Below are 16316 nucleotides of genomic sequence, written 5' to 3'. Positions count from 1 at the left end.
AACCAAACCTATTAAGAAATTAAAAAAATGATAAAAAAAATTTCCTTAGTTGCCTTAACATTAGTGTTCGCTGCTTCATGTGTATCTCCTAAAATTTATAAAGAATTAGAAGCGAAGTATGCCAATTTAAAAAAAGAAAACAGAAAACTTTCAGATGAAAATGAAGAGTTAGCATATCTAAAAACGACTGCCGAAAACGAATTAAAGCAACTGAAAGCAGCTTACAAAGAGGCGGTTGCAAATCGTGACAGATTGCAGAGTGACTATGATGCGACAAAAGCAAACTTAGATGCATTAAAAGCATCTTACGATGCGTTGGAGAAAAACAGTTCTGCAGCGATTTCAGCAAATTCTCAGAAAAATAGAGAGTTATTAGCAGAGTTAGAAGCTAAAGAACAAGCATTGGCAGACGAGAACCAACGTTTAGAAAAACTTAAAAAAGAACTTCAAGACCGTTCAAATCGTGTTGCTGAGTTAGAAAAAGTAATATCAGATAAAGATGCAGCTATGACCGCTTTAAAAGATGCTATTTCTAAAGCTTTAACAGATTTTGAAGGTAAGGGGTTAACCGTAGAACAACGTGATGGTAAAGTGTATGTTTCTATGGAAAACAAACTTTTATTTAACTCAGGAAGTTGGGCTGTTGGAACCGAAGGTAAAAGAGCTGTGCAACAATTAGGAACTGTGTTAGGAACGAACCCAGACATAGCCGTTTTAATTGAAGGACATACCGATAACGTGCCATACCAAGCAAATGGTCAGATAACTAATAATTGGGATTTATCAACCAAACGGGCAACGGCCATCGTTAATATTTTAAGAGAAAACGATGCTATAAATCCAGAAAATTTAACTGCTGCAGGTCGTGGTGAATATGCACCTGTTGCAACCAACGATACGCCAGAAGGCAAAGCAAAAAACAGACGTATAGAAGTTATTTTAACACCTAAGTTAGACGAGTTATCTAAGTTGTTGAAAGACAATTAAAATCTCGTCATGGTGAGACACGAAGCAATCTCATAATTTTAACGTTGAAGTTAATTTAAAAAACAGATTGCTTTGTCTCACACTTTTCACAAAGACGATTAAATTAATTACATAGTTTTAAACCTTTCAAAGTTATTATAACTTTGAAAGGTTTTTTATCTTTAACGTCTTATCTAATAAAATCATTAACAATCTAAGGGTCTTAGTATCTAATAAAGAGCGTCGTTCTAAAAATCTAAAATGAAATATACCAAATTACCAAAAACCGATATAAAAGTTAGTAAAATATGTTTAGGTACCATGACCTGGGGAAATCAAAATACCGAAGATGAAGGGCATGCCCAATTAGATTATGCCCTAGAACAAGGTGTTAATTTTATTGATACAGCAGAAATGTACCCAGTGCCTGCAAGCCCAGAAACGCAAGGAAAAACTAGTAAAATTATTGGTACATGGTTACAAAAGACAGGCAATCGCGATAAAGTGGTCTTGGCAAGCAAAATTGTAGGTCGCCCAAGCGATTATACAGCACATATCAGAACAACAGGTCTAAGTTCAGTAACCATTAAAGAAGCCATAGACAATGAGTTAAAACGTTTGCAAACTGATTATATCGATTTATATCAAATACATTGGCCAGAGCGTGAAACCAATACGTTTAGCACACGAGACTATAAGCACAACCCTAACGATGAATGGACCGATAATTTTAATGAAGTATTACTAGAGCTTGAAGGTCAAATTAAAGCAGGTAAAATTCGTCAAGTTGGTATGTCTAACGAAAAGGCATGGGGAGCGATGCGTTATTTAGAAGAATCTAAAATACATAGCTTACCTCGAATGAAAACCATACAAAATGCCTACTCATTAATAAACCGAATTTTTGAAGGTGATATGGCAGAAATATCTATACGTGAAAATTTAGGTTTGTTAGCTTATTCTCCCATGGCATTTGGAGTGCTTTCCGGAAAGTATGTTAAAGGTACAGCGGCAGATAATGCAAGGTTAAAATTGTTTCCGAGATTTGTCCGTTATAGCAGTGAGCAAAGTACAGAAGCAACCAAACGTTACCTTAAAATAGCAGAAAATAATGGTATGACTTTAGCACAAATGAGTTTAGCCTTTGTAAACCAACAACCGTTTGTAACCAGTAATATTATTGGTGCTACAAATTTAGAGCAACTTAAAGAAAATATCGATTCTGTAAATATCACTTTAAATGATGAGGTTCTTGAACAGATTAATGCAGTTCATGCTCAAATTCCGAATCCAGCGACTTAATTCGTTGACATGGAACTTTCATGAGCTGTCTAGTTTTTTAGTGGAAGGGAAATTTATATTTCGTTTTTATGTAAAAAATTCTACTTACAGCCAAATTGCTGATGAGACAGACTTATCTTTGAATATATAAAGTTAACGGGATGAAAGACAAAATACTTTTCTTAATTAGAAAAATTTATCGACTAACCGATAAAATAGCTTTCTATCCTACGCTTTTAGCTGTTTTAGGTTTGATTTTCACCTATGCTATGATTTATCTTGAAGAAAAAGGGATTTCTAAATATCTTCTGGAAACATTTCCTGCATTAGTTATAAATAATACGGAAACGGCAAGAAGTCTATTAACCACTTTCATTGCTGGACTTATTTCCATTATGGTTTTTAGCTTTTCAATGGTAATGATATTATTGAACCAAGCTTCTAGTAATTTCTCACCCCGATTATTACCAGGTCTAATTAGTAATAAAAGACATCAAATAATTTTGGGTTTTTATATTGCATCGATACTCTATTGTACTTTTATTTTAGTTTATATTGAACCCGATGGAGACAAGTATCAGTTGCCAGGTTTTGCGGTGCTTTTTGCTATTTTATTCATGGTAAATTGCCTTGCTGCTTTCATTTATTTTATTCATTCTATTTCTCAGGAAATTCAAATTAATAATATTTTGGATAAGATTTTCAATGTTTCCAAGCATAGGATGTTATATTTAATTGAAAATGAAAAATATAAAGAAGGTGATTTCGCATCATCCAATTCATGGCAAGTATATAAATCGAAAAAATCAGGCTACTTGCAAAATGTTTCCGTAGAGAATATTGCTAAAATTGCTAAAGCGCAAAACGTGAGAATAGATGTCATGGTTATTAAAGGATTGTTTGTTTCTGAAGAAAATATCATTTTTAAAAGCGAAAAACAGTTAGATGATGATGTCATAGATAGAATTACTGAGCATTTTGATTTTTCTAAAAGTGAAGTCGTTGAAGATAATTATGTGTTGGCATTTAAACAGATTACAGAGGTTGCTGTTAAAGCCATGTCACCAGGTATTAATGACCCAGGAACTGCTTTAAATGCCATTGATTACTTATCTCAGTTATTTTCATTACGGATACATAAAAATGATAAAAGTCTTAGTTATATAAGCGAAGTTGCTTATGTGTCTATGGCTACTGTTAATTTTAAGACTTTGATTTTTCAGGTTATGGCAGAATTAAGAACCTATTGTAAACATGATGTTGTTGTTGTAGAAAAACTGCTAATGATGCTTTTACATTTAAAAAATATTATAAAAGAAGAAAATAAAAAGTACCAAGAGGTTTTAGATGAAGAAATTGCGAATCTAATTTTAGACGCAGAAGCATCAATTAGTAATAAACGTGATTTAAATTTTATTAAATCAATTGTTTAAGAAAGCACTTCATAATTACTACTAAAAGAGAACCTAGAGGTCAATTTTTGCTTCATCAGACTCTTATAATCAAAGTGTTTATTTGGAATTATGGGGAAACGTTTGATGGTTTGGTAGATGCTCTGGAAGAATGGAATTTTCCAATATGGGATTTTCATATTTATAGATACTCAACTTTCCTGATTGTTCATAATAAGCATGTTCAACTTCCGATAGAAATTTAATTCCAGATTCCCTCAAGAGCATATATACTTCATATTTGTCAATTTGATCGTCTGAAAAGTTTTCATATAACAATTTTCCATGTTCTACTAGTTTCATAACCTTAGGATGCGTTTTTTTTCTAACGGATTCAGACTTTATACATAGGTGTACATAAAACTTTTGTAAAGCAGCAATTAAAGTAATAACTAACAGGGAAACTGACAAAGGTATTGAAGGATAAAACATAGCATCACCTACGGCACTCCCCATAGCTACAACAATTAAAATGTCGGCACTACCTAAGCCCCTACAACACGTTTTCCTATCCAATTAATAATGGAAATAGTATAACCCATAATTATGAGAACTCGTATTATGATTTCGACATAAATTAGAAGGCTGTAATTTCCAAATAAAATTTTTTAAAAATCAAACGTATATTCATTTGGATCCATCATATAATTACAATGTGTTAATAGTTGATTTATATTTCAAATAAGTTTTACTTTATCCATCATGGATTTTGAAAACTATATTCAAATTTATAAGAGTCATATGAGATTAATTAACCCAATTAATTTTTAAAATATCACTAAAGATTTAATTTACGGCTTCTTGTAATTTATAAAAATCATACAGTTTTTTATTATACGGGTAGTCCCAGCATCCCATTCTATGATAAAGGTCTCCACCAAATCCTTTTTTATAAATATGTATGCCGTGTAGTGGGTGTGCTTGATTTAAATTTGGTGCAGAGCCAAACATGTCATATTCGGTACAACCCCATGCTTTTGCGATGCGTATAGATTCCCATTGCAATGCGTAACTTGCCATTAAGTTGTTTTTAGAAGATTTAGATGCCCCATATAGATAAGTACCTCTTTTTTTTGATAAAACTAAAAACATAGAGGAAAGAAACTTACCATCAATATCAGCCATTAACATTTTTACAGTAACACCATTTTTGTTATTATCCTGATTTTTTAAAATAGTAGAAAAAAAAGCTTGATTTTGTAAAGGCATGCCGTGGCGAATGGCTGTGTCAAGATATAATTTATACCATATATCCATATATTCAATTCCATATTCACGAACTCTAATCCCTTTTTTATTTGCTTTTCTTACATTGTATCTTGTGTTATATCTCATATTGTAAAGCAAGTCTTGTTCTTTCAAAGTTAAATCAAGGAAAAAAGTGTTTTTAGGAAGGTTGTCTTGAATGCTTTTTTGTAAGTTCCAATTAGTCGTGCCGAAATTTACTCTAAATTCTTGGGTTTGGTTAGTTGGTGGGCCAATCCAATTGCCTGAATTATCAAAATATTCTTTTTCAGTAGCCCACTGATTTTCCCAAATTAAATCGTAGCGGATAAAGATGCAATTAGGAGGTAAATGTGGTTTTATGGATTCAGATAACTGTTCTAAAAACAGGCCTTGGTTTTCAAACGTAGGTTCTAATTTGGGACCATATGGAACGTATGCAATACAAGTGTCATCATTTATATACTTAATTAGTATTAATAAGTCTTCAACTTCTTTTTCTAAAGAACTAGCAGTACTAATTAATATATTTTTAGAAATAGTTAATTCGAATCCTTGTGGTATAAATCCTTGATTTCTTTTTACGCGCCCCCAAAAAGGGGTTTGAGGTAGAATATTTGTTGGTTTAAATTCTTCAATATCTTTTTTCTCTAACTCACAAATCATTTTTTTTGCTGCAAAACTAAGAAATCATATACTTAATTTAAAATGCTTGATAGTTTGATTAAAGTATTTATTAAAAAAGTAGTATTTTGAATATATATAACAATTTGTTGGTTAAATTTTTGCGACAACTTCAATTTAATTAATTTATAATATTGAAATTATATGTAAATTGAAGCCATTAATTGAATATTAAACTAGATAATAATATGAAATGGCAAGGTAGAAGGCAAAGTTCGAACGTGGATGACCGTAGGGGCAAAGGTGGATCTGGACAAGGAATAGGAGGGTTTAATCCGACATTATTAGGTCCTTTGGTTAAGATTCTTTTTTCAAAAGTTGGACTTTTTATTGTTGGAGGGTTTTTAGTTGTTTCTTTAATAATGGGGAAAAATCCACTTAGTTTAATAACACAATTTTTAGGAGGTGGAACTATACAGAACGAATCCTCTGCACCCTATAAACCTAGTGCTGAAGATCAAGAATTAGCAGAATTTAGTGCTACTATATTAGCCAATACAGAAGATGTTTGGAATAAGCTTTTAAAGAATTATAGAGAGCCCACATTAGTGCTATTTACAGGGTCGGTGTCTTCTGCTTGTGGTTCTGCTTCAAGTGCTACAGGACCTTTTTATTGTCCAGGAGATGAAAAATTATATATAGATTTGGGCTTTTTCGAAGATATGGAACGTCGTTTAAATGCGCCTGGAGATTTTGCTCAAGCCTATGTAATTGCTCATGAGGTTGGACACCATATCCAAAAAATAACAGGAATTTCAGATAAAATGAACCGCTTAAGGGGGCAACTTAGTGAAAAAGAATACAATAAATACTCGGTAAAAGTAGAGCTTCAAGCCGATTTTTTAGCGGGAGTTTGGGCACATCATTCTCAACAAATGACGCAGATGATGGAATCAGGTGACCTTGAAGAAGCCATGAATGCCGCGAACGCCATTGGCGATGATAGATTGCAAAAACAATCGAGTGGTCGGGTAGTTCCAGATTCGTTTACGCATGGTACTTCTGCGCAACGTATGCGATGGTTTAAAAAAGGATTTGAAACGGGTGATTTATCTCAAGGAGATACTTTTAGTGCTACGTCGTTGTAGAAATAATTCATAAAAAGTATAAATGTCATTATGGAGTTTTTGAAAAGTAGTTAAACACGAAAACTATCTAACCAGAATTGAGCTGCCTCTCGGGTAGAAAACACTTTGAATTTATATTTTTTATTATTGGCGATTGCTTCATATAATGTGCTTAATGCTGCTGTTAAAGGGCTGCTAACAATGATGGCAACCATCACAATTTCGTAGCTTTTTAGCGATTCAATTTTGACATCATTAAAAGATTTCAAATCTTTAAACGAAAATTTAAAATTAGCATCTGTTGCAATTACAATGCTTTTTAGTTTTCTAGGGTAAGCAGTATTTTTTTTGAAATTACTAATATAATCTATAACGTCTTTAGAGCTAATATCATTATTAAATTCTGTTTCAAGAATATTAGATTCATAATTAAAAGTAGATGCTATCATATTTTCTTTCTATACATAGTAGTTTTTGCTTATAATGCCCACGGTTTTATTTTGAGTAAAAAATTTACCTACAAGTTAAATATAAGAATTAAAGTATTGATTCTATAATTTGTAGCTCGCACAACACTTGCAATAGCGATTGCAGCGGCATCCTTTTTAAAAATAAAAGTACACAAGTTTTGGGTAGAATTAAAAATTAGCAGATTAGCTCTTCGTTCCTTCTTGCAATGATGTTTTTAAAAAGATATAGCGTAAAGCGCGGTGCTTTAGCAATTGCTCAACTTTTTGATATAATATTATAATTAACTATTTGTCAGGTAGTTGTATGGATTTGTAGCAATGACGTTTAAAAACAAAAAAGCCTCACTAAATAAATAGTAAGGCTTTTTTAAAATTATTTAATTTGTTTACCCTCTTTATCAAAAAAGTGGTATTCTAAATACGTGTAAGCATCTCTTGGTAAAACTTTAACCCATTTTTTGTGTTCAAAAAACCATTTTGAACGGGTTGATGGAAAGCCTTTTGTTAAAAAGGCTGCTATAAAAGGATGTGTGTTTAAGGTCAGCTTTTTATAGTCTTTTTTTAATAGTTGTTCTAGGTCGTGCGTAATTTTAGACACGATACCTATCGGCGCTTCCACCTCAGAGCCATTATTAACTTCGTCGGGATTTTCCTCTTTAGTTTTAATGTTCATTTCTGGGCGAACGCGTTGTCTTGTAATTTGTATCAAACCAAATTTACTTGGAGGCAATATTTTGTGCTTAGCTCTATCATCCTTCATTTCATCGCGAAGGTGGTTAAACAGCTGTTGCCTATGTTCAGCACTCGTCATATCAATAAAATCTACTACGATGATGCCTCCCATATCACGTAATCGTAATTGGCGAGCCATTTCGGTAGCAGCTATTAAATTAACTTCTAATGCTGTATCCTCTTGGTTATTGGCCTTGTTAGATCTGTTTCCACTGTTAACATCTATAACATGAAGTGCTTCGGTGTGTTCTATAATTAGATACGCACCTTTTGCCATAGAAACGGTTTTTCCAAAGGAGGTTTTAATTTGTCTTTCAATTCCAAATTTTTCAAAAATAGGAACGGTAGACTGATACAATTTAACTATTGATTCTTTGTTTGGTGCAATTTCTTGCACGTAATCTTTAATTTGAATGTAAAGCGCTTCATCATCAACATGAATACTTGTAAAGGTATCATTGAATATGTCTCGTAAAATAGACGAGGCTTTATTCATTTCTCCTAATACTTTACTTGGATGATGTGCTTTATGTAGCTTTTTACACATTGCGGTCCAACGACCTAACAAATTCTGTAAATCTTTATCTAGTTCAGCTACTTTTTTGCCTTGTGCTACGGTGCGTACAATAATGCCAAACCCTGGTGGCGTAATACTTTTTACCAATCGTTTTAAGCGGTCTTTTTCATCTTTGTCTTCTATTTTTTGAGAAATAGAAATACGGTTGGAAAAAGGAACTAAAACAATATATCTACCAGCAATAGAAAGCTCAGAGCTTATTCTAGGGCCTTTGGTAGATATGGGTTCTTTTACTATTTGTACCAATAGCGATTGATTTGATTTTAAGACATCGGCAACTTTGCCGTCTTTATCAATATCTTTTTCAAATGGGAAATTTTTTAAAGAAAAATCTTTTAGTTTACCTGTGCTTACACTTTTTGTGAACTTTAAAAGAGAAGGTAGTTTTGGACCTAAATCATGATAATGCAAAAAAGCATCTTTTTCATAACCAACATTTACAAATGCAGCATTTAGTCCAGGAACAGCTTTTCTTATTTTGGCGATAAACACGTCACCAACCGAAAAGTTATTACCATCTTCGTCTTTCTGTAATTCAATAAGTTTTCCATCTTTTAATAAGGCAAAATCAACGTGCTCGGAACTAGATCGAATAATCAATTCTTTATCCATTAAGTTAATTTTTATCCATACGCTCTAGTTTGAAGTTTCAAAGTTTCAAAGTTTTAGGTTTTTTACTAAAAACCATCAACCAAAAACCATCAACTAAAAACCAAATTATACAGATGGATTATACATTATTTTTTCACAGGATTTTTTAATATCCGTGGAGTTCATAAAACACTAAAAAGTGTCTAAAAATTTAATGAACTCATTTCAAAGAACTTTGTTGTTTTAAACCGAAAAAAGTAGTTTTATAACTACTTTTTAAGGCTTATTTTTTCTTTTTGTGACGGTTAGCACGCGCACGTTTTTTTCGTTTGTGCGTTGCTACCTTATGTCTCTTACGTTTTTTACCACTTGGCATAATATAGTGTGTTTTTTAATTAATAATTTATTTTAACACTGAAAAACTCAGTATATGCATTTTTATTTAACTTCTACATTTGTTTTAACGCCTTCCACAAAAACTTTTGCGGGCTTAAATGCAGGAATATTGTGAGATGGTATTTTAATGGTTGTGTTTTTTGAAATGTTTCTACCCGTTTTCTCAGCTCTTGTTTTAATAATAAAGCTACCAAAACCTCTTAAGTAAACATTATCACCGCTTTCTAAAGAAGATTTTACCTCTTCCATAAATGTTTCAACTGTCGCTTGAACATCTCCTTTTTCAATTCCTAATTTATCAGAAATTTTTGCTACTATATCAGCCTTAGTCATTTTAATATATATTTTTAAGTTACTATAAATTTTAAAAGGGATGCAAATATAGGAATTTAAAATTCAATATTTCAAACCTAATTCATTAAAATTTAAGATTATAAACGTTTATTTTTGTTCGCAGCATTTATTTAATTAATGATATTTTCAAAAACTCTAAATCACTGGTACTCAAATAATAAACGGGATCTTCCTTGGCGACAAACAAAAGACCCGTATCGTATTTGGTTGTCAGAAATTATTTTACAGCAAACACAAGTAGCTCAAGGTTTGCCTTATTACAGTAAATTTGTACACGAATTTCCGTCAGTTTTTCATTTAGCACAGGCCGAAGAAAGCGATGTTTTAAAATTATGGCAAGGCTTGGGGTATTATTCAAGAGCCAGAAATTTGCATACTACAGCTAAATATATTGCCAGCGAGTTAAATGGAGTTTTCCCTACTATTTATAAAGATTTATTAAAACTGAAAGGAATTGGTGATTATACGGCAAGTGCTATAGCATCCATTTGTTTTAACAAAGTAGAAGCAGTGGTAGATGGAAACGTATATAGAGTATTGTCTCGTTATTTTGGCATAGATACACCTATTAATTTGTCAAAAGGTGCTAAGGAGTTTAAAGAATTAGCACAAGAGTTGATTGATAAAAAAAATCCAGCCGATTTTAATCAAGCCATCATGGAGTTTGGTGCAACACAATGCAGACCACAAAGTCCTGATTGCAATATTTGTCCTTTTAATAAAGGATGCATTGCTTTTAATGAAAACAAAATTGGAGAACTCCCCGTCAAAATAAAATCCGCAAAAGCGAAAAAAAAGTATTTTAATTTTTTAGTCTTTATAGATAAGGATGCGAAAACTATTTTAGAAAAGCGTGTAGGCAAAGGTATTTGGCAAAACTTGTATCAGTTCCCTTTAATTGAAACAGCTAAAAGTTTAGAATTTGAAGATTTCAAATTAGCGGTTAAAAAACATTCATTGTTAAAAGAAGTTTCATTTGAATTATCTCTTTATAATGAAGATGTTATTATTCATAAATTATCACATCAACATTTATATACCAAGTTTTGGATTGTAAAAGTAGGCCAGTCTTTACCAAACAGTATTCCAATAAACAAAATACGTACGTACGCAGTGCCTATTCTAATTGGTAATTTTATTGAACATTTTAATTTTAATTAGTTTAATAGAAGCAATCAATTTTTTTATTAATTTTAAAAAAACGGAAAGCAAGTCTTTAAAATGCAAAGCAATTCAGTAATTTTGCTCTCCTATTAAAAACAATAATTATGTCTGGAACATTAAATAAAGTGATGCTAATTGGGCATTTGGGTGATGAAGTAAAAATGCATTATTTTGAAGGTGGCGGTTGTATTGGACGATTTCCTTTAGCAACAAATGAAACATATACCAGCAAACAAACCAATGAACGTGTTACCAATACAGAATGGCATAATATTGTAGTTAGAAATAAAGGAGCCGAAATTTGCGAAAAATATTTAAGCAAAGGAGACAAAGTATATGTTGAAGGCCGATTGAAAACTAGAAAATGGCAAGATGAAAGTGGAAACGATCGTTATTCTACAGAAATTCAATGTACAGATTTTACCTTCTTATCTACAAAAAAGGAAAGTGAAGGTAACGCATCAAATACATCAACACCTGCAGCACAAAAACCCGTTGGAAAAGAACCTGAAGCTCCAGAACCCATTGGAGAAGAAGACGATTTACCATTTTAATAATAAATGTCTCGAAATATCGAGATGCTTTGTATAACTAAAACCATACTACTTGGATCCTGACCCCGCGAGTTTTAAAAGTTTAATGATTGCAATTGATTTTTCAATTGTTTTAGGCATCGTGTTATTGTTTTTGCTTTTGTTTTGTTCTGCGCTTATCTCTGGAGCAGAAGTCGCTCTTTTTTCGCTTTCAAGAACCGATATAGAAAAAGGATTAGAAGTAAAATCGAAACGTATTCAAATAATTAAAGGTTTATTAGAACGTCCAAAAAAATTATTGGCAACTATTTTGGTTGCTAATAATTTTATAAATATTGGTATTGTTATTTTGTTTGCTTATTTGGCTAAAGATTGGTTTTCTGGCATTACATCTCCTGTTATTAAATTTGTAATTGAAGTAGTTGTTGTAACCTTCTTAATTTTATTGTTTGGCGAAATTTTGCCTAAAATATATGCTAGCCGTAATAATTTAAAGTTTGCCACTTTTATGGCTTACCCGCTAAAGGTTTTAGATATTCTATTATCGCCTTTAAGTTTACCTATGCGTAGTATGACTATAGGTATACATAATAAACTAGGAAAGCAAAAATCTAATTTAAGTGTCGATCAATTATCGCAAGCATTAGAACTTACTAGTGAAGAAGACACGACCAAAGAAGAACATAAAATATTGCAAGGTATCGTTTCTTTTGGCAATACTGATACTAAGCAAGTAATGCGTCCTCGAATCGATATTTTTGCATTAAATATTGAACAAAAATACATCGATATTTTACCGGAAATTATAAAAAACGGTTATTCGCGTATTCCAGTTTATAAGGAAAGTATAGATACAATAAAGGGAATTCTTTATGTAAAAGATTTATTGCCTTATATAGATAGAAAACAATTTGATTGGTCTGCCTTACTAAGAGAACCATTTTTTGTGCCTGAAAACAAAAAGTTGGACGATTTAATGGCTGAATTTCAAGAGAAAAAGGTGCATTTGGCTATGGTAGTTGATGAATATGGTGGCACTTCAGGATTAATTTCTTTAGAAGATATTATAGAAGAAATTGTAGGTGATATAAGTGATGAATTTGATGATGAAGATTTAACCTATTCTAAATTAGACGATAATAATTTTGTGTTTGAAGGAAAAACAGCCTTAAAAGATTTTTATAAAATTATTAAAATTGAAGACGAAACTATTTTTGAAGCAAATAAAGGTGAAGCTGAAACTATCGCAGGTTTTGTTTTAGAGATATCAGGGAGTTTCCCAAAACAAAACAGTAAAATAAATTTTAAAAATTACGTTTTTAAAATTGAGGCCTTAGACAAAAAACGGATAAAGCTTGTAAAATTCACCATAACTTAATGAAGCATAATTTTTACTTACTAGTTATAATTATCATGTGTTTTTCATGTGGACAAGGAGATTATATTCCAAAACCTAAGGCATATTTAAGATTAGATTATCCTGAAGCACAGTATAAAAAAATTAATGCTGAAGTACCGTTTTATTTTGAAACAAACAATTTAGTGTCTAAAATTAAGTACAAAAATTTAGCAGCAGCCAAAGAAAGCTATGGTATTAATATAGAATACCCTTCATTAAAAGGGACTATTTTTATAACTTACAAGGCCATAGAAGGCGATTCAAAAATCTTAACCGAATATCTTAGAGACGCTCAAAAGTTCACTTTAGAGCATACCGTAAAGGCAGATGAGATTCCAGTGTTTCCTTATGAAAATAAAGAACGAAAAGTGTATGGCGTTTTTTCTGAAGTAAAAGGAAATGTAGCATCGCCAGCACAATTTTATGTAACCGACAGCATACAGCACTTCTTAGTAGGATCACTTTATTTCTACGCAAAACCCAATTACGATTCTATATTACCTGCAGCAAATTATTTGCAAAAGGACATGATACATATTATGGAAACCATTGTTTGGAAATAAGTTGTATTAACGTTCCAAAAACACTACTGAATTTTAAAAAACAATCAATTTTATATTTTTTTATTTTGAAAAATAGGAGAGAATAAAAGTGTGTTAAAATTAAAATCTATCTCATATTACAATTTTTATCGACCAAGTGTTTAAAATCTTTCCGATTGGTTTGAAATAGGAAAATATTGTTTTAATCCCGTCTTATTTATTATATTTTCGTTTGCTTTAAGGGTTAGTTTCACATAGTAGCACAGAATAGGATTGAAGACATTTAAAGCAGAATTAATAAATGAATTATGGGAATTGATTAATCAAAAAATATTATTAAATTTTATATTTTTTGGAGTCATTTTTCTGGATGCTTTGGGTGCTATTTCTCCAACCTACTTAGATAGAAAGGTAACAATGTTTGCGTCTTTCCCATTAATTTTTGTTATTTATATATTAAACGCAAACAAAAAGAATTTGTTTTTTTTGTTTGCACTAGTCTTTAATTTTTTAGGAATATGTAATTTTAACAATCCATATCAAAATTATAATTCTGATGGGTTGATATACCATACTATTACCTTTGTTTTTTATTGCATTATTTTGTTTCAACATTTTAAAAAGGTAAATGTAAAGTTGGTTTTAAAATTAGTTACACTATTAGTAGTGTTTGTATGTATACCTGTAATACTGTTTTTCGAAGGAATGAACCAGATGTTTATTTTTCGTGAAACAATGTTTTATGCTTTTTCAGCCTCTCTATTCGTTTTTAGTGCTCTGTTATTATATATAAGCAATAAAACGAAAACAAATAGTTTTTTGTTGTTTTCAGCAGTTTTTGTCTTTTTAAGTTCTTGTTTTCAGGGAGGTAATCTGTTTCTAAACAGTAACGATTTGTTGAATTTTTTTGCAATTATATGTTTTAACCTCACACATTATTATATGTGTTGGTATTTGATTAAGTATTCTTATAGGTATAAGTCGACTAAGTATAAGTCGACAGATAAATGAAATTCACAAAACTTTTGTGTATTCAATTTATTTAGTTACTAGCGGTTTTCATATCACTCACTATATAACTATCCGACACTGAAGTCACCGTTTTTTCTAATAAATCAGGGGTAACCTTAGCTTCATTATATTCTACCATAGCTAATTTTTTATCAAAATCAACTATTGCAGATTTCACCCCCTCCATTTTAGCAATTTTCTTTTCAATAGTTTTAGCGCAACCCATGGCGCAAGTCATACCATCAATAGTGAATTCCGCTTTAGCGTAAGTCGCGTTCGGGTCGATGGTGCTAGTCACTTCTGTAGTCATTTCAACAGTTTTAACCTCGGGTTTGGTTTCATTTTTACAACTCATAGCAAATACAGCTATTAACACAACCATCATTATATTTTTTACTGACTTTATCATTATGTAAGTATTTAAATTTAAACAAATTTACTAAATAAAGAGGTTGGATAATTATATATTCATATTAAAAGCTCGTTAAAATTATTTTCTTATCAAAATTTTCACGAAATTTAATAGCATTTTTTATTTTAAAAAGAAACATGCTTACCAAATCTTATTAGTTATAATGATGAATTTGTCAACTGAATATTATTTTCTTAAATAAAATTAAATTTTAACACATGAAAAAAATATCGCTTCCTATTAGGTTTGGATTTGTTACGAGTGCTGTATTAATTGCTTATTTTTTAATTTTAGCATTATTTCATAAGCATGTAAATCCAGCATTTAGTTTTTTTAATGCTATTATAACTGCTTTTGGAGTTTATGAAGCCATAAGACTAAGTAAACTTGAAAGCCGTGAGACGTTTTCATACGGTGAAGGTTTTAAAACAGGGCTCATTACCGGCTTTATTGCCACTATGCTTTTTACCATATTCTTCTTGTTTTATGCCACTGAGTTTAGTCCTGATTTTTTGCCAGAATTACTTAAAGAAATGCATGGAGGACTTGGGGCTGATGTGGGTTTAATAACCTTTGTGGTAGCTATTATGGGGTTTGCAACTACGGTAGTTTCGACCCTCGCTGTAATGCAACTTTTTAAGAACAGTAAAAATCTTGCCTAAAAAAAACAAAACGTTTGTAAATTAATTAATTAGCAGTATATTTGCACCCGCCTTCCGTATAGGTAGGGGTTTTTGAATAAATTAATTAATAAAACGTTACGCTATGTACGCAATTGTAGAGATAGCAGGGCAACAATTTAAAGTTGTTAAAGACCAAAAGGTTTTTGTACACCGTTTACAAACAGAAGAAGGAAAGCAAGTGGCTTTTGATAATGTTCTTCTAATTGGTGATGGTGACAATGTAACCGTAGGCGCCCCAGCTATAGACGGAGCTCAAGTAGGAGCAAAAGTCTTAAAGCACCTTAAAGGTGATAAAGTTATAGTTTTCAAAAAGAAAAGACGTAAAGGTTACCGTAAGAAAAACGGTCACCGTCAATCTTTAACAGAAATTGTAATTGAAAGTATTGCTACTTCTGGAGCTAAAAAAGCAGCCAAAGTAGAAAAAGTGGAAGCTAAAAAAGCGACACCAGCAAAAGCAGAGCCAAAAGCTGCTGCTCCAAAAACAGAAGCAAAACCAGCTGCTAAAAAAGCAACAGGAAAAGCGGATGATTTGAAAAAAATTGAAGGTGCGGGACCTAAAGCTGCTGAAGCATTAGTAAATGCAGGTTTAGATACTTTTGCTAAAATAGCAAAAGCAAAACCAGAAGAATTAAGTGCAATTCTTACGGAAGCTAGCTCAAGATTATCTCATATCGTTACAGATACATGGCCAAAGCAAGCTAAATTAGCTGCAGATGGTAAGTGGGATGAATTAAAAGAATTACAGGACAAATTAGATGGTGGTATTGAAAAGTAATTTT

Annotated in this window: 16 protein-coding genes; 10 read left to right on the top strand and 6 right to left on the bottom strand. The window is 31.6% G+C overall.

Features of this window, described 5'->3' with window-relative positions:
- Window positions 1-27 precede the first annotated feature (27 nt).
- From QLS71_RS05630 to QLS71_RS05620, 3 genes are all read left to right on the top strand, one after another.
- On the top strand, window positions 28-987 hold the full coding sequence (locus QLS71_RS05630; protein ID WP_308991495.1) for an OmpA family protein: 960 nt from the start codon (window positions 28-30) through the stop codon (window positions 985-987).
- Between the two features lie 240 nt (window positions 988-1227).
- Window positions 1228-2268, top strand: a complete 1041-nt coding sequence (locus QLS71_RS05625; protein ID WP_308991494.1) for an NADP(H)-dependent aldo-keto reductase — start codon at window positions 1228-1230, stop codon at window positions 2266-2268.
- Between the two features lie 140 nt (window positions 2269-2408).
- Window positions 2409-3680, top strand: a complete 1272-nt coding sequence (locus QLS71_RS05620; RefSeq protein ID WP_308991493.1) for a DUF2254 domain-containing protein — start codon at window positions 2409-2411, stop codon at window positions 3678-3680.
- 78 nt (window positions 3681-3758) lie between these two features.
- On the opposite strand, the gene QLS71_RS05615 is transcribed toward QLS71_RS05620, so the two are convergent.
- Both QLS71_RS05615 and QLS71_RS05610 read right to left on the bottom strand, forming a co-directional pair.
- A complete protein-coding gene (locus QLS71_RS05615) occupies window positions 3759-4214 on the bottom strand; it encodes a YetF domain-containing protein (protein WP_308991492.1) in 456 nt (151 codons plus the stop codon).
- Between the two features lie 270 nt (window positions 4215-4484).
- Window positions 4485-5588 carry a peptidoglycan bridge formation glycyltransferase FemA/FemB family protein gene (locus QLS71_RS05610; protein ID WP_308991491.1) on the bottom strand — a complete coding sequence of 368 codons (1104 nt, stop codon included), beginning with the start codon at window positions 5586-5588 and terminating at the stop codon, window positions 4485-4487.
- Between the two features lie 206 nt (window positions 5589-5794).
- On the opposite strand from QLS71_RS05610, the gene QLS71_RS05605 reads away from it, so the two are divergent.
- Complete coding sequence (locus QLS71_RS05605; protein ID WP_308991490.1) at window positions 5795-6694, top strand: neutral zinc metallopeptidase; 900 nt, start codon at window positions 5795-5797, stop codon at window positions 6692-6694.
- A gap of 50 nt (window positions 6695-6744) precedes the next feature.
- On the opposite strand, the gene QLS71_RS05600 is transcribed toward QLS71_RS05605, so the two are convergent.
- From QLS71_RS05600 to QLS71_RS05590, 3 genes are all read right to left on the bottom strand, one after another.
- Window positions 6745-7122 carry a hypothetical protein gene (locus tag QLS71_RS05600; protein ID WP_308991489.1) on the bottom strand — a complete coding sequence of 126 codons (378 nt, stop codon included), beginning with the start codon at window positions 7120-7122 and terminating at the stop codon, window positions 6745-6747.
- Between the two features lie 394 nt (window positions 7123-7516).
- Window positions 7517-9064: a ribonuclease E/G gene (locus tag QLS71_RS05595; protein WP_308991488.1), complete on the bottom strand. Its 1548-nt coding sequence runs from the start codon at window positions 9062-9064 to the stop codon at window positions 7517-7519.
- Between the two features lie 417 nt (window positions 9065-9481).
- Window positions 9482-9802, bottom strand: coding sequence for an HU family DNA-binding protein (locus tag QLS71_RS05590; protein WP_308991634.1), 321 nt, complete (start codon window positions 9800-9802; stop codon window positions 9482-9484).
- A gap of 108 nt (window positions 9803-9910) precedes the next feature.
- On the opposite strand from QLS71_RS05590, the gene mutY reads away from it, so the two are divergent.
- The 4 genes from mutY to gldD all read left to right on the top strand — a co-directional run bounded on the left by mutY (window position 9911) and on the right by gldD (window position 13452).
- Window positions 9911-10954 (top strand): A/G-specific adenine glycosylase, encoded by a 1044-nt coding sequence (gene mutY, locus QLS71_RS05585; RefSeq protein WP_308991487.1) that lies wholly within the window; start codon window positions 9911-9913, stop codon window positions 10952-10954.
- A 107-nt stretch (window positions 10955-11061) separates the two neighbouring features.
- Entirely contained in the window at window positions 11062-11511 is a 450-nt protein-coding gene (locus QLS71_RS05580) for a single-stranded DNA-binding protein (RefSeq protein WP_308991486.1), read from the top strand.
- A gap of 52 nt (window positions 11512-11563) precedes the next feature.
- On the top strand, window positions 11564-12868 hold the full coding sequence (locus QLS71_RS05575; protein ID WP_308991485.1) for a gliding motility-associated protein GldE: 1305 nt from the start codon (window positions 11564-11566) through the stop codon (window positions 12866-12868).
- Window positions 12868-13452 (top strand): gliding motility lipoprotein GldD, encoded by a 585-nt coding sequence (gene gldD / locus QLS71_RS05570; protein ID WP_308991484.1) that lies wholly within the window; start codon window positions 12868-12870, stop codon window positions 13450-13452. The genes QLS71_RS05575 and gldD overlap by 1 nt, the downstream gene beginning before the upstream one ends.
- A 1021-nt stretch (window positions 13453-14473) precedes the next feature.
- On the opposite strand, the gene QLS71_RS05565 is transcribed toward gldD, so the two are convergent.
- Entirely contained in the window at window positions 14474-14851 is a 378-nt protein-coding gene (locus QLS71_RS05565) for a heavy metal-associated domain-containing protein (RefSeq protein ID WP_308991483.1), read from the bottom strand.
- Between the two features lie 221 nt (window positions 14852-15072).
- On the opposite strand from QLS71_RS05565, the gene QLS71_RS05560 reads away from it, so the two are divergent.
- Complete coding sequence (locus QLS71_RS05560; protein WP_308991482.1) at window positions 15073-15516, top strand: DUF4199 domain-containing protein; 444 nt, start codon at window positions 15073-15075, stop codon at window positions 15514-15516.
- Window positions 15517-15619: 103 nt separating this feature from the next.
- Window positions 15620-16312, top strand: coding sequence for a 50S ribosomal protein L21 (gene rplU, locus QLS71_RS05555; protein WP_308991481.1), 693 nt, complete (start codon window positions 15620-15622; stop codon window positions 16310-16312).
- Window positions 16313-16316: the final 4 nt, after the last annotated feature.

Source organism: Mariniflexile litorale, assembly GCF_031128465.2.
GTDB classification, from domain to species: Bacteria; Bacteroidota; Bacteroidia; order Flavobacteriales; family Flavobacteriaceae; genus Mariniflexile; species Mariniflexile litorale.
This window is presented reverse-complemented; position numbering and strand designations above follow the sequence as displayed.

What these genes read in the sequence shown, in the direction of transcription:
- QLS71_RS05580 (WP_308991486.1), top strand. Translation starts at nt 11,062, where the DNA reads ATGTCTGGAACATTAAATAAAGTGATGCTAATTGGGCATTTGGGTGAT.
- QLS71_RS05625 (WP_308991494.1), top strand. Translation starts at nt 1,228, where the DNA reads ATGAAATATACCAAATTACCAAAAACCGATATAAAAGTTAGTAAAATA.
- QLS71_RS05565 (WP_308991483.1), bottom strand. Translation starts at nt 14,851, where the DNA reads ATGATAAAGTCAGTAAAAAATATAATGATGGTTGTGTTAATAGCTGTA.
- QLS71_RS05605 (WP_308991490.1), top strand. Translation starts at nt 5,795, where the DNA reads ATGAAATGGCAAGGTAGAAGGCAAAGTTCGAACGTGGATGACCGTAGG.
- rplU (WP_308991481.1), top strand. Translation starts at nt 15,620, where the DNA reads ATGTACGCAATTGTAGAGATAGCAGGGCAACAATTTAAAGTTGTTAAA.
- mutY (WP_308991487.1), top strand. Translation starts at nt 9,911, where the DNA reads ATGATATTTTCAAAAACTCTAAATCACTGGTACTCAAATAATAAACGG.
- QLS71_RS05610 (WP_308991491.1), bottom strand. Translation starts at nt 5,588, where the DNA reads ATGATTTGTGAGTTAGAGAAAAAAGATATTGAAGAATTTAAACCAACA.
- QLS71_RS05600 (WP_308991489.1), bottom strand. Translation starts at nt 7,122, where the DNA reads ATGATAGCATCTACTTTTAATTATGAATCTAATATTCTTGAAACAGAA.
- gldD (WP_308991484.1), top strand. Translation starts at nt 12,868, where the DNA reads ATGAAGCATAATTTTTACTTACTAGTTATAATTATCATGTGTTTTTCA.
- QLS71_RS05620 (WP_308991493.1), top strand. Translation starts at nt 2,409, where the DNA reads ATGAAAGACAAAATACTTTTCTTAATTAGAAAAATTTATCGACTAACC.
- QLS71_RS05630 (WP_308991495.1), top strand. Translation starts at nt 28, where the DNA reads ATGATAAAAAAAATTTCCTTAGTTGCCTTAACATTAGTGTTCGCTGCT.
- QLS71_RS05595 (WP_308991488.1), bottom strand. Translation starts at nt 9,064, where the DNA reads ATGGATAAAGAATTGATTATTCGATCTAGTTCCGAGCACGTTGATTTT.
- QLS71_RS05560 (WP_308991482.1), top strand. Translation starts at nt 15,073, where the DNA reads ATGAAAAAAATATCGCTTCCTATTAGGTTTGGATTTGTTACGAGTGCT.